General features: G+C 70.2%; 13 protein-coding genes and 1 tRNA gene. 7 read left to right on the plus strand and 7 right to left on the minus strand.

Annotated features, from left to right (window positions below):
• Nucleotides 1-104: 104 nt before the first annotated feature.
• The 4 genes from I6A60_RS00590 to I6A60_RS00605 are packed head-to-tail and all read right to left on the minus strand — an operon-like array spanning nucleotide 105 to nucleotide 2326.
• Nucleotides 105-311 carry a hypothetical protein gene (locus tag I6A60_RS00590; protein WP_203013233.1) on the minus strand — a complete coding sequence of 69 codons (207 nt, stop codon included), beginning with the start codon at nucleotides 309-311 and terminating at the stop codon, nucleotides 105-107.
• 43 nt (nucleotides 312-354) lie between these two features.
• Nucleotides 355-1209, minus strand: coding sequence for a hypothetical protein (locus I6A60_RS00595; RefSeq protein WP_203013236.1), 855 nt, complete (start codon nucleotides 1207-1209; stop codon nucleotides 355-357).
• The gene (locus I6A60_RS00600; protein ID WP_203013239.1) at nucleotides 1206-2009 is read right to left on the minus strand and encodes a hypothetical protein; all 804 of its coding nucleotides are present in this window, start codon (nucleotides 2007-2009) and stop codon (nucleotides 1206-1208) included. Before I6A60_RS00600 ends, I6A60_RS00595 begins: the two co-directional genes overlap by 4 nt.
• Nucleotides 2006-2326, minus strand: a complete 321-nt coding sequence (locus I6A60_RS00605; RefSeq protein WP_203042208.1) for a hypothetical protein — start codon at nucleotides 2324-2326, stop codon at nucleotides 2006-2008. The genes I6A60_RS00600 and I6A60_RS00605 overlap by 4 nt, the downstream gene beginning before the upstream one ends.
• Before the next feature lie 132 nt (nucleotides 2327-2458).
• On the opposite strand from I6A60_RS00605, the gene I6A60_RS00610 reads away from it, so the two are divergent.
• Both I6A60_RS00610 and xerC read left to right on the plus strand, forming a co-directional pair.
• A complete protein-coding gene (locus tag I6A60_RS00610) occupies nucleotides 2459-3190 on the plus strand; it encodes a helix-turn-helix transcriptional regulator (protein WP_203013244.1) in 732 nt (243 codons plus the stop codon).
• Complete coding sequence (gene xerC / locus I6A60_RS00615; RefSeq protein WP_307838633.1) at nucleotides 3187-4785, plus strand: site-specific integrase; 1599 nt, start codon at nucleotides 3187-3189, stop codon at nucleotides 4783-4785. The genes I6A60_RS00610 and xerC overlap by 4 nt, the downstream gene beginning before the upstream one ends.
• A 5-nt stretch (nucleotides 4786-4790) precedes the next feature.
• Here the strand turns inward: xerC and I6A60_RS00620 are convergent.
• Nucleotides 4791-4863, minus strand: a tRNA-Lys gene (locus I6A60_RS00620).
• Nucleotides 4864-5081: 218 nt separating this feature from the next.
• On the opposite strand from I6A60_RS00620, the gene I6A60_RS00625 reads away from it, so the two are divergent.
• Both I6A60_RS00625 and I6A60_RS00630 read left to right on the plus strand, forming a co-directional pair.
• Nucleotides 5082-6080 (plus strand): MFS transporter, encoded by a 999-nt coding sequence (locus I6A60_RS00625; RefSeq protein WP_238434501.1) that lies wholly within the window; start codon nucleotides 5082-5084, stop codon nucleotides 6078-6080.
• A gap of 181 nt (nucleotides 6081-6261) precedes the next feature.
• The gene (locus tag I6A60_RS00630) at nucleotides 6262-7032 is read left to right on the plus strand and encodes a peptidoglycan-binding protein (protein ID WP_203013259.1); all 771 of its coding nucleotides are present in this window, start codon (nucleotides 6262-6264) and stop codon (nucleotides 7030-7032) included.
• 21 nt (nucleotides 7033-7053) lie between these two features.
• Here I6A60_RS00630 and I6A60_RS00635 read toward each other — a convergent pair whose 3' ends face one another.
• A complete protein-coding gene (locus I6A60_RS00635; protein ID WP_203013274.1) occupies nucleotides 7054-7488 on the minus strand; it encodes an SRPBCC family protein in 435 nt (144 codons plus the stop codon).
• Between the two features lie 168 nt (nucleotides 7489-7656).
• Here I6A60_RS00635 and I6A60_RS00640 point away from each other — a divergent pair, with 168 nt between their 5' ends.
• The 3 genes from I6A60_RS00640 (at nucleotide 7657) to I6A60_RS00650 (ending at nucleotide 11272) form a co-directional block, all read left to right on the plus strand.
• On the plus strand, nucleotides 7657-9189 hold the full coding sequence (locus I6A60_RS00640) for a DUF4407 domain-containing protein (RefSeq protein ID WP_203013277.1): 1533 nt from the start codon (nucleotides 7657-7659) through the stop codon (nucleotides 9187-9189).
• A 65-nt stretch (nucleotides 9190-9254) separates the two neighbouring features.
• Nucleotides 9255-10295 (plus strand): phage holin family protein, encoded by a 1041-nt coding sequence (locus I6A60_RS43245; protein WP_307838634.1) that lies wholly within the window; start codon nucleotides 9255-9257, stop codon nucleotides 10293-10295.
• On the plus strand, nucleotides 10271-11272 hold the full coding sequence (locus tag I6A60_RS00650; RefSeq protein ID WP_203013280.1) for a DUF3618 domain-containing protein: 1002 nt from the start codon (nucleotides 10271-10273) through the stop codon (nucleotides 11270-11272). The genes I6A60_RS43245 and I6A60_RS00650 overlap by 25 nt, the downstream gene beginning before the upstream one ends.
• Nucleotides 11273-11387: 115 nt before the next feature.
• Here I6A60_RS00650 and I6A60_RS00655 read toward each other — a convergent pair whose 3' ends face one another.
• Nucleotides 11388-12587 (minus strand): ABC transporter ATP-binding protein, encoded by a 1200-nt coding sequence (locus tag I6A60_RS00655; protein WP_203013283.1) that lies wholly within the window; start codon nucleotides 12585-12587, stop codon nucleotides 11388-11390.
• Nucleotides 12588-12850: the final 263 nt, after the last annotated feature.

The raw sequence follows: 12850 nt of genomic DNA on the forward strand, positions 1-12850 counted from the left end.
GTTCTGGGGGTCCGGGGTGGTGCCCGGGGTTGTCCTGGTGAGGGACGGTGTTCGGCGGCGGGTCGGGATGGCGATCCCGACCTTTCGCATGTCCAAGGGGTTTTTCAGCCGCTCGCGGCGGCGGGCTTGCGGGTGCGCGGGCGGCCACGACTGGCCAGCCCGCCGCGACGGCCCGAAGCGGCCATCCACTTGGCGCGGACCCGCGCGGCGAGCAACGTCCGGGTCTCCTCGGGCAGCTCACTCAGCGGGTCGAGGCAATCCACCCAGTAGCGGAGGGTCCCAGGCGCGTCGGCCATGCTGATCTCGGTCACAGGGCCACCCTGCGCCGAGATCGCGACAAACGGTCTTCGATTGTCATGATCCGCTCAGCCGGAGAAAGGCCAGGTCGCGGCGAATGTCGCGACGCTTCGAGTGCGGCCCGGTCCCGTAAGCGCTCTTGGGCCATGCGGGCAGGCCGAGGATGTCCCGCTCGGCCTGTAGCGCCTCAGCGGGTGGGGACAGCCGGCCGCCGGCCTCAATCCTGAAGTCGGCCGCATCGACACCGGGCCACCGGGCGAGGACCTGGCGGACAGCCTCACGGCGCCGCTCGGCGTCCAGCTGTTGCGCGCCCGGTGTTCGCTGTGAGACCCCGGCGTAGGGCGCCTGCGGAACCGGCGAGCCGGCGACCCAGTCTTCAACGGCGATGATCCACCGGTCGAGGGCCTGGCGGGTATGCCCGCGCAGCCCCGGCCGGATCCGGCTCTCCCCGGTTCCGGCTGCCCACACCGGGTCCACCGGCTGGAGCAAGTCGGCGAGCACCGCCGGGGACTCGTCCCACGGCATCCGGTCGGCACGCAGCACCGCGAAGGCGATGGTCGCCAAGTCGCCCGGCCACAGAGGGGTGGGCAGCACCCCGGCCGCGGCGAGCTTCACCCCGACGACGGTGGCCAAGTCGCGGAGGCGGACCGCCTGACGAACGGCCCACCACCACACGCCGAAGTTGACCCAGCGGTCGAGGTCCAACCAGTCCGTCATCGCGGCGGCCTCGGCCGGGGTCGTGCCGACGCCGCTGCCGAACACGCGGTAGGCCAGTTCGAGCGCCTCGACGTCGTCGAGCGCGGCCAGCGGCCCCGGGTCGCCCAACTGGTCGGCGGCATCTCGAATCGCGTCCTTGGTCGCGGGCTCGCCGATCCACCCGGCCACCGACGCGGCACCTGCCGAGGTGGTCACGGGCGCCTCTTTCTCGGGTCGCCCGACCGGCCGCTGCGGGGGCCGCGGTTCGACTTCTTCGGCGTGTCCTCCTGCGCGAACAGGAGGCCGTCCGACGTCGTGAAGCCGTTGCGGACCATCGCGGCCTCAAAACCCACGCGCCCGCCGAAGCCGGCGAAGGCGTTCCGCGTCGCGGTCAACGCGGCCGGGCTGAGACCTCGGCCCAAGCCGAGGCGGCCCTCAACAGCCAGAGCCATGTTGGCGAACGCCCGAACGTTCTCCATCCCGAAGTCCATGAGCTGGTTACAGCCGGTCTCCGTCGCCTCGTACTCCAGCCGGACACCGGCGAACGTTTCGAGAGCGCTGCTCCGGTGCCACACGTAGTCGACCGGGCGGGCAGACCAGGTGTTGCCGTCCCGCTCCGCAAGCGCCGCATGGTGCCGTGCGGCCAGGTCGACGATGAGCAGATCCGACGCGTACACACCGGAGGCGCTCGGCATGGTGTCCGGCCGGGCAAGCCACGCATGCGTCATGGTCTCCGTTTCGACCATCTCGACTGCGCCGCGCATGCGAACGGGGCCGACCCACGCGTGTAGGGCGCCTGCCTGCATCGTCCATCGGCTGTCGCCGGTGAGCCGCAGCATCAGAGCCCAGGCGAGAGGGGTGTAGAGCGAGCACATCCCGACGCCGTCGGACTCGGTGATGTCGGTGATGACCTGGTGGGTGGCCTCGGCGATGGCGGCCTGCGTGGCCGGGTCGTCGATGTCGACGCGAGGCTTCGTGACGTCGAGCTGGTCGTCGAAGGCGGTGGTCATCGTCACGCCGCCGGGTTCTTCGCGACGTCCTCGATCCCGAGCAGGGCCAGCAGAGGCCGCGTCGGGATCAGCCAGCGATCACCGCTGTGAATGGTCCGCGTCGGCCAGGACCCGTCGCGGATCATCTGTCGCGCCTTGGTGAGGCCCATGTCCATGATCGACGCGCCGATCTCGGCGTCGATCAGAGCGGGCAGCGCCAGCAACTGGGCTTCGGTCCAGACCCCCTTGCGGGCCCGGATCTCCACCACGCTTAGCCGGCCGCTGGGCGCCACCTCGCGGGTCCGGAGGTCGGTGTTCGCTGCCACCAACCGCGCTGTGTCCATCGAACGCACCTCTTCGATCATCCGTCGCACCGTGCGTGCGTCATACGCAGAGTACCGCGTAGAGTCGGTTTAGATCCGGTGGGGGGTGGCCCAGGCCCAAAAGGGATCGGCGAGGGGCCTTACTGTGTCCGCATGACGCAGCCTGGATGGGCGGAGAGGCAGGTACGAGTGATCGCAGGTGAGGTGCGGCGGCACCGCCAACGGCTCAAACTCAGCGCCCAGCAGCTGGCCGATCGGACCGCGGAACTTGGGCACCCGCTGAGCCGGGACGTGCTCACCAACCTGGAGAACGGCCGCCGACCGGCAGTGAGCACGGCCGATCTGGTCGTGCTCGGCGCGGCACTTGAAGTCGCACCGGTGCAGCTGCTCTTCCCCGTCGGTCGGGTCGAGACCGTCGAGGCGCTACCTGGTCGGACCGTGCCCCCGTGGGACGCGCTGCGCTGGTTTTCCGGCGAGCGGGACGTCGAAGGACTCCCCGATCGACCGGTGGTCACCGCGCCGGAATTGTGGCGTCTCCACGCTGCTCACGTCGGCAACGTCGTGTCGGCGCGGGTCGGCGTGGACAGGGCCGTCGCCGCCATGGCCCGTACGGAGGCGGACCGTGCGGAGGCGGAGCAGGCCAAGGCCCAGCCGGGCTGGGAAGAGGAAGACGAGCCGTCGGCGCTGAGGCTGGCCCGGATGGGCATGACGCAAAAGGTCGATCTACAGGTGTGGCAACAGGCTGTGAGCCGACTGGATTTGGCTGAGCAGGCGCTTCGCGCCTTCCGTGGCGATCTGCGGCGACTAGGTTTCATCGCCCCGCAGCTCCATCCGAACCTGGCGGACATCGACGAGCCTTCCGAAGGCCAGGGTGGCGCGCGGTGAAGCCGACGATCAAGCATCTGTGCGGCTGCCGTGACCCGGAGACCAAACGCGGCTACGCCCGTGGCACCTGCCCGAAGCTGTCCCAGCGGGGACACGGGTACTGGGAGTGGAGAGTCCGGGTACCCAAGGAACTGGTCGCCCTCGTCGGCAAGCCAGAGGTGAAGGGGCGGGAGAAAGGCAAGAAGGCTGCCGTGTCGGCGGCCGAGAAGGCGATCAGCGAGATCCGCGCGGGCCGTCAGCATGTCGCCGGTCTCACCGTCGGCCAGTATCTCGACGAATGGCTCGAAGCGAAACGTCGCCTACGGCCGACGGCCCGCCGCGGATACGAGTCGAACATCCGGCTGTACCTGCGCCCGCTGATCGGTGAGGTGCCGCTCGCCGGGCTTCGCAAGAGTCACCTCGACGCGATGTATCGGCGGATCGAAGCTGGCAACGCGACCCGCCGCCGACCGGTCGGCCCGTCGACTATGGAGAAGATCCACGGCACGCTGCGCGCGGCGCTGAACGACGCGCGAGACAACCGGATGATCGAGTTCAACCCCTGCGCCGGTGTCGAGCTGCCAGAACGGACCTCGGCCGATGTCGACCCCTGGGACGCCACCGACGTCGGACGGTTCCTTGACGAGGCGGCCGACGACAGGCTTGGTGCTCTCTATGAGCTGGTCGCCATTCACGGGTTGAGGCGCGGTGAGGCATGTGGGGTCCGGTGGGATGACCTCGTCGTCGACCCGCGCACCGTAGGCGACGAGGACGGCCCATCCGGGCTGCTGTGGGTCCGCCAGCAGATCACCGACTCGGGTGGCGTGCTCGGCGTGTGGGCACCGAAGACCCCGGCGAGTCAGGCGAAGGTCGACATGGACCCGACCACGCTCGGGTCGCTCATGGCCTGGCGGCTCACCCAAGAACAGGAACGCGAGGATGTCGGGCGCTCTTGGAATAACGGCGTGCTACCCGACGAGTCGGGCAAGGACGTCCAGTTGTCCGGGCTGATCTTCACCCGGCCGGACGGCCGGCACCTGGCGCCCGAGTACGTGACGGCCCACATGTGGCACCTGGCGAAGCGGGTGGGGCTGTGCGCGTGGCTGGTGCGTGATGCGGAGCCCGGGGCGACGTCGGTCGTCGTCGGAAAGCGGCACGCCGAACCGGAAGGTGTCTGGACGCTCTACATCGACCGTGAGCCGATCGGCGCGGTGACCGTGACGGGGTGCGTGAGGCGCCGCGGTGCCGGTGCTGTGCTCACCCTCGCCGAACCGCTACCGGACGGACTGCCAGTTGGCGCCGAACTCGGCCGGGACCTGCTCTCGCGCCGGCGGCTTCACGATCTTCGCCATTCGTCGGCCTCTATCCAGCTGGCGGCGGGCGTGGACATCACGACGATCAGCAAGAGGCATCGTCACTCTTCGCCACACATCACGGGCACCCTCTACGCCCATCTGCTGCGCCCAGCGGGTCAGGCAGCGGCTCGGAAGGCGTCGGCGGCGGTGCCTCGCCGCGCGCGGTGTGCCCAGCCTGTGCCCAGCAAGGGCGCCGTGAGCGGTTCGGCAGGGTTGGACAGCGCGCCCGGTAGTGCAAACATGCAGGTCACAGACCTGTGAACGGGTGGGCCGCCAGGGATTCGAACCCTGAACCCGCCGGTTAAAAGCCGGCTGCTCTGCCAATTGAGCTAACGGCCCGCTGGCTGATCGTACCCGGGCGCGCCGGCCTGCCGGTGGCTTCACCGTGTGCCTGGAGCCGGGTGACGCTGATCAAGATCGGTAGCCGGGTCGTGCCCGGCCGGGGCGGGGTTGACACCACGATCTGTGCCCGGCGAGTCACCCGCGTGGGGCGGATCCGGTTAGTACATGGAGCCGGGGGCACCGACCGGGGTGAACCGATGCGGAGGGAGCGACCCATGACCGCGACCGGAGATACCGGATACAACCTAGCCAGAGGAACCTGGCGGATACCTCGCAGCCGCGGCGCGATGGCCGGTCTGCTGCTGATGGCGCTGGGCGCATGGGGTGCGCTCATCCCGTTCATCGGACCTGCGTTCCACTTCGGGTTCGGCGGTAGCCAGACGTGGTCGTGGACGGCCGCTCGGTTCTGGCTCGAGGTACTGCCTGGCATCGCCTGCTTCGTCGGTGGCGTCATGCTGACGTTCAGCGCCAACCGCGGTGCGACGATGCTTGGCGCGTGGCTGGCCATGGCGGCCGGCGCCTGGTTCATCATCGGCCCGACTGTGGCTGGACCGCTGCACCTGGGGGACCTGGGCTACCCGATGGGCGGGACCACCCGGATCACCTGGACCTGGCTGCTGTTCTTCTACGGGCTCGGGGCGGTGATCCTCTCCGTCGCCTCGATGGCTCACGGCCGGCTCAGTGTGCGCAGCCTGCGGGACGTCGAGCACGCCACGATGCGCGCGCGCAGCAAGCAGCTGGCGCGGCAAGGCGGTGGGCTGTTCGGCGGCGGCGGCGGCGGCGGCCGTGGCCGCGGCGACCGGGAGCGGGAGCCGGCGCGGCAGAACTCCGGCCGGGATGACCGCCTGGACCGCGCCGAGCGCGACTCCCGGGACCGCGACTCCCGGGACCATGCGCCTTACCCGACCGATACCGCTCACGCGGACCGTGCTGGAGGCCCGACCGCACTGCCGGTCGACAGCCGGAGTCGGGGGGACGTCCACGGGTCGGAGCAGGGCCTTCGGGACGAGAATGCCGGCCGGCGCGGGGAGACGACGACCACCGTCTACCCGAGCGAGACCGAGAGCGTGCGGTCGAGTTCGACGGAGACCCAGCGCGGTCGGCATGAGGCCGGGCACGAGGGGTTCAGCGAGAAGATCGGGCACTTCGAGAACGCGATCGGCCGCACGCTTGCCAAGCACGGCATCGGTGGCAGCAAGCAGGACCGCCGGTAGCTTCAGCCGGTTGAGCCGCGGAACCGCATCGTCGGCGGCGGCCAGGGGTTTGTCCCCTGGTCGCCGCCATTCTGATCAGCGGCAGGCCGATTTGGCTGATTTGGGCCCGGAGGTCACAGGACGCCCTTAACGTTGCCGAAGTGGTCGCCGGCGGGGGTGGCCGGGGCGAAGTGGGGGCGACGTGACCACACCCGTGCGGGAAGGGCGCGGCGGGTGGCCGTCGGACGGCCGCGGCGGCACGATCAGCGCCGACGGCACCGGATTCGGCCCTTACTACGGCGTCGGCGCGGGGCAGCGAGCCCCGGACGGCAGCGCGGCCGATGACATCGCGGCGGTGAAGGGCGGCGTCAAGGCGATCCAACGGGCGTTGAACTGGCACCAGGCCACGAGCAAGCCCATCCCGACCGACGGCGTCTTCTCCCAGACGACCCGCAGCGCGCTGATCGCCTTCCAGCAGCAGAAACAGCCCACCATCAACCGGGACATGTACATCCCGGCAAACGAGCGCAGCCCGCTCGGGCTGGTGCACAAGGAGACGTCCTACGCGCTGTTCATGCCGATCGCCGACCGTTACGCGATCAAGTACACCGTTCCACGCGGTCTCCTGCGCGGCATCACGACGATCGAGAGCAACTGGGACCCGGGCGCGATCGGCTACTACACAAACTCCGACTTCGGGCTGTGCCAGTGGAACACCACGTTGCCCGACATCACCAAGGACAACGCCCTCGACCCATTCTGGGCGCTCGACTCGACCGCGCACATGATGCGCACCCGGATCGACGCGACAGACTGGGGCAAGAACTGGATCTACGTGATCGCCGCGCACAACGTGCCGACCTGGGCGCTGCAGTGGGCCCAGGGAAAGCTCGTCCCCGGCAGCGCCGACGATCAGCCCAAGCTCGACCGTATGACCGGCTACGTCACCAACGTGCTCGCCCGCACCTGGTAGAGCGGGCGGTCGCGGCTGGCGTCAGAGGCGGGCGCTGAGGTTGTCGAGCACGGCGGTCCAGAGCTTGCGGACACCAATCGGGGCGAACCGGCGCTCGAAGAAGCCGCCGACGCCGCCCGCGCCGGTCCAGGTCGTCATCACCGTGACGTGGCTGCCGTCGCCTTCGGGCCGCACCCGCCAGACCGTCCGCAGCGTCGAGTTCTGGTCGGCCTCGACGAGGGACTGGGCGTCGGGCGCCGAGACTTCCGCCGCGACGTCGCGGATGCGCTTCTTCGTCGCGTGCAGCCGGTAGCTGATCCGGGTGCCGGGACCCTTGCCGCCGGCGAGCACCTGGTAGTCGGTGATGTTCTCCGGCCACAGCTGCGCCCGGGTTCCGGCGTAGTCGCCGGCCAGGTCGAGCACCCGGTCGGGCGGTGCTGGCAGCGATCGCTGGGTCACCACGTTGATCTGCCCCATTGGTCCCGTCCTCTGTTCGTCGGGCCTTTGATCGGTTCCTCCGGCTCTTGGCAGACGTTAGTCAGCGGCCACGAAGAGCGCGCGGACGGTGGTGGTCGACAGTCCGCCTCGCCGTCGCAACGTGATTGAGAGAATGCGGAGAGTGATTGAGGCGGCTATGGTGCCGGCATGGACTCCGGCGGCGAGCGGCTGATCGACAGCGACGCCGAGGAAGATCCAGGCTACGACCCCGAGCCACCCAGCCAGGCCGAATACAGCGAGGCCGAATACAGCCAGGTCGAACCCGGCCAAGCCGAATACGCCGACGACGGTCACGACCAGGCCGACTACGACTACACGCCCGGGTACGACCGCGGCGTCGACACGGCGGAACCGGGCAGGACCCGGCGCCGGGTGCTACGCCGGCGCCCTCGGCGGTCGGGTGTCGGCGCCCGCCGGACCGCGGTGAACCTGCTGATCGGCTGCACCGGGGCCGACCATCGGGCGGTCACCGAACGGGACCGGTCGAGATACGCCAGCGCGGGCGCGCTGATGCTGTTGACCGCGAGTCTCGCCGCCTACGCGGGGGCTTCGGTCGCGGCGTTCGGCTTCGGCACGTCGACGCTGGCCGCACTGCCGTATGGCTTGTTCTACGCGGCCTTCATCTTCTTCATCGATCGATCGGTGCTGCTGACGATCCGGCCGCTGCGGCTCGCCGGGAAAGGCGACAAGGAGCGCATTCGGCCGCGTCGGCTGTTGCCGACCGGCGTCGTCCGGATCCTGATCGCGATCATCGGAGCGATCCTGGTCGGCGAGTCGCTGCTGCTGCGTTTCTTCGACGCCTCGATCGAGCCGCGGGTCGCCGAGCTGCGCCAGCAGGAGCTCGCTGGCGTGATGTCGTCCTGGGATGCCGGCCAGCGAACCACCGAGGCGGGTCTCGTCGCCGCCCTCGATGACCAGCGGAACCAGCTGGCCTCCGCCGAGAACCTGGTGACCTCGAAGACCGGCGAGGTCGACTGCCAGCTGACCGGTGGCGACGGCTGCCTGGGCGGCCGCGGGCCGATCTACCAGGTCAAGCTCGGCGAGCTGCAGGCCGCGGCCGCGCAGATACCGGGCCTGCGCACCGCGCGCGACGCCGCACAGAACCGGCTGGACTCCTTCCGGGTGACCAGGGACCAGCGCCGCGCGCAGTACGCCGACACGGAATGGCGCTCGATCGGGAACGCCAACGACCTCCTGATGCGCGAGAAGGGATTCTGGCGGCTCACCGCGGCGGACAACTCCGTCAAGGTGTGGCGAATACTGATCAGCCTGCTGATTCTCGGTATCGATCTGGCGCCGCTGCTGTTCAAGCGCAACCTCGACCGCACCGCGTATGCCCGGCTGGAGCGCGGCGCGCTCTGGGAGGGTGAGACCAACGAGGAGGTCGACGCCTTCCAGCTCGATCGCAATGCGAGGGCTCGGCGAGGCAAGGCCGGTGAGGTCGCCGAGCGCATGGCCGCGCGGTACGAGGAGTACGCCGTCGCCCGCGAGGAGCTGAGGCTCGCGGCCTCGCTGGACGAGGACGCGGGGGCCGCCGCGCTGCGGCGCGACGAACGCCGGCTCGGCAACGACAGGCAGGCCGCGGACCTGCGCCGGGCCTACCGGTTGCCCGCGCCCCTCGCCACGCCGCCGCCCCGCGGCGCGGCCACAGATGGTACTGGCTCGCATACCCCGGGTTAATCACCGGCATGCCGGGCATCGACCTCCCGGTCGTCTCCTGAGGCCACACCAGACAGGGAGGCAACATGACGAGGTCGCAACGGTCGACGACGACCGGCAGGATGCCTCCAGACGCCGCGGAGCGCGCGTTCCCGGACGATCGTCTCGACGGCACGACGACGGTGGTAACCGAGAAGACATCGGCGCATCCCGCGTCCGGTGATGTCGTAAGTACCGGGGAGAACCGGTCGGACGTCGGAGCGATGGGTACCGCGAAACGGCGCCATTTCGCCGGTACCACGAACCGCCACGGACTGCATGACGACGAGCCATCGTCCGTTGACAAGCGGACAGTCGTGACAGCGCCGCACACGGACGGCCAGTTCGACGACGGCTTGGACGTCTATCCGGAAGGCTCCGCCCGTTCGACGAGATCCGGGCACGACACCTTCCGGGACGACCGCCACGAGGCACGCGGCGACCGGGATCCTCGGGGCGTCGGCGGCGGCATCGACACCTTCCCGGAGACCTCACGTACGGTCCGGCCCGTCTCGACGACGTCCTCGGTGACCGGCTCGACCGGACGTAACTGGTCCGACGAACCGATCATCACGCGGGCCGGTGAGACTCCCGCCAGCGTCCGTGCGGCCGCGGCACCGCCGGCCACCGCGCAGACAACCGCCTCGCGCACGATGACCGCCGACCGGACCGCCACCGCTGGTCCAGGCACTCTCCCCGGCGGTCGGAAGGGCCGCCGGGGCGCCGGGGCGCTGGTGTCCGAGGTCGCGAGCGACATGTCGATGCTGGTGCGCCAGGAGATCGACCTCGCCAAGGCGGAGGTCCGTCAGTCGGCGGTCCGGGCCGGCAAGGGCGCCGGAATGTTCGGTGGCGCCGCCGGTGCGGGCGTTTTCGCGGTTCTCTTCCTGCTGCTCGCGGCTATGTTCGGCCTTTCGGAGGTAATGGCGCTCGGTTGGGCCGCTCTGATCGTCGCCGCGCTCCTCATCGTGTCGGCCGCGGTCTTTGCGCTTCTGGGCCGGGCGAACGTGAAAAAGGCACATGCCAAGCCGGAACAGACCGTCGAGACGCTGAAGGAGGACATGCAGTGGGCGCACGGCCTGAGGAAATAAGGTCAGAAATCGAGGAGACCCGCGACCGGATCACTGCCGAGATCGACGAGCTGACCGCGCGGTACAGCCCGGGCCGGGTCGCCAGTCGAAAGGCGAATGGAGCACGTGACGCGGCGACATCGATGCGAGCGAAGGTCGGCTCCGGCGCGACGGGCATGAAGCAGCGCCTGGCCCTGCGCTCCAGCAGCCATCACGAGCATTCCAGCACCTGCGGCCATCTCGGCGAGGGGCAGGCCGGCACGGGCCAGGCGCTCGACGTCGGCGCGAGCCAGGCCGCGGCCGAGCGGCGCGGCGAGGCACAGCGCCGGGAGCGCGGCGGCCGGTTGCGCCGACACCGGCAGCACGATGACCAGCCACCCGCGCCTTATCCGGCTGATACGGCGCGGCGGGCCGACTCCTCCTCGTACGACACCGCTTCGAGGCCCGGCTCGGCAGACTTCCGGCCACCGAAACGGCAGGCCGAGGCCGGGGGCCCATCTCATGATCCGTCCGCCTACCGGGCCGACGACCACGTGACGTACGCCCGAGTGCGCAAGCACCTGTCGTCGTTCCCCCGAGGACATCACGGCCACGGTCACCGGCCAGCCGACGAGCAGCGATCTGACGAGCAGCGATCTGACGAGCGGCGGTCGAGCGCTGCGGCCGGCGGGTCGCGGCCGGGCGGCGGGCGTGGGCGCAAGCGCGACCTCGGCCTCGCGGGCGCCTCGATCGTGATCGGTGCGCTCGGCGCCCGGACGGTGCGTCACCCGGGTCGCCGCGAGAGGGACCTGCTGGAGGCGGCGAACAGCAAGCGGCCGTACGCGTCGTCCGGCCCGGCCGACAGCGAGGCGCACGGCGGCTCGCGGGCCGGCGCGATGTCCGGGCTGACGTCGGCTGCGGCGCGGGCGGCCCTGAAGAAGAAGCCGGCCGCGAAGAAGGAGTCGGCTTCGAAGAAGGCGACAGCCTCGAAGAAGGAGCGTCGCGAGACAGCGTCCTGAGACGAGATCGCGTCCTCAGGCAGCACGGCCACGATTCGACCAGGCGACCCACTCGCCGCCGGTTCCGCGGGAACGGAACCGGCGGCGAGTTTTGTCTCTGCCCGGCGAAGCGCCGTCAGACCGCAGCCAGGGACCTGCGGTCAGCTCGCAGCGTCACGCCGGTTTCGGCATCGAACAGGTGCAGCCGGGCGGCGGTGACGTAGAACGGCAGCCGACTGCCGGCGCTGACCTCGGTCCGGGCGTCGAGCGCCGCTGTGAACCGGTGTCGGTCCGGGTCCGTGGGTAGTCCGTCATCTGCCGTGGTCAGCGCGTGCGCGGCCTGGGCCGCGGCCCCGCTCACCGCGCCGGTGACCATCTCCCCATGCACGAGCGTCTCGGTCCCGAGCCGTTCGACCAGGTCGACGTCGACCTCGAGGGTGAGCGCCGCGCCGTCCGGTGGCCGGGTCTCCACGTCGTGGGGCCGCACGCCGACCAGCACCTCCGGCGTAGTGGCGGCGGTGACCGCGGCCGCGAGCTCGGCCGGCAGCACCAGCGTCTGGCCGCCGACCCGCAGCGCCGTCTGCCCGTCCGCCGTGGTCAGCGTGCCGGGAATCAGGTTGGTGGCTGGGCTGCCGATGAAGGCGGCGACGAAGACGTTCGCCGGCTGGGAGAACAGCTCATCGGGCGTGCCGAGCTGCTGGAGCCGGCCCTCGTGCAGCACCGCGATCCGATCGGCCATGGTCATGGCCTCGATCTGGTCGTGGGTGACGTAGAGCGTCGTAATCCCAAGGTTGCGCTGGATACGACCGATCTGTGCGCGTACCTGGGTGCGCAGCTTGGCGTCCAGGTTCGACAGGGGTTCGTCCATCAGGAAGGCCCGGGGTTCCCGCACGATCGCCCGCCCCATCGCGACCCGCTGGCGTTGCCCGCCGGACAGTGCCTTCGGTCGACGGTCGAGCAGCTCGGTGAGGCCGAGGATCTTCGCGGCGCGTTCGACCCGCTCGTCGCGCTCCTTGCGGGAGACGCCGGCCAGCCGCAACCCGAACGCCATGTTGTTGCGCACGGTCATGTGTGGGTACAGCGCGTAGCTCTGGAAGACCATCGCCAGGTCACGCTCCGCCGGCGGGACCCTGGTGACGTCCTCGCCGCCGACGAGGACCTGGCCGGAGGTCGGGCTCAGCAGGCCGGCGACGATCCGCAGCGCGGTGGTCTTGCCGCTGCCGGAAGGTCCGACGAGCACCAGGAACTCGCCGTCCTCGACGGACAGGCTGATGTGGTCGAGGACCGGGCCGACGCCGTAGGTCAGCGAGACGTCACGAAGCTCGATCGTGGACATGGGCTCCCTCTTCCCTTCCACCCCCGGCGGGCTCGGCGCCGGGCGCGCATGCGAACGATGCGCCGGGGTCCGGCGCGGCCCGTCAGCAGGCCGCGCTGGTCAGACCGATGGCTGGACGGTGAGGGAGGGAGTCCCCAGTCGTCCCGGTCTGACGGCGTGCCGCAAAGGGTGACACGGCGGGTCCGGCCGCGTCCAGACGATGACGGGATGTGCGTTAGGTAGTCGACCGACGCCTGAAAGTGCGCGAGACATCTCTGGGCAAC

Origin of the sequence: Frankia sp. AgB1.9 (genome assembly GCF_016786355.1) — a bacterium.
Taxonomy (GTDB): Bacteria; Actinomycetota; Actinomycetes; order Frankiales; family Frankiaceae; genus Pseudofrankia.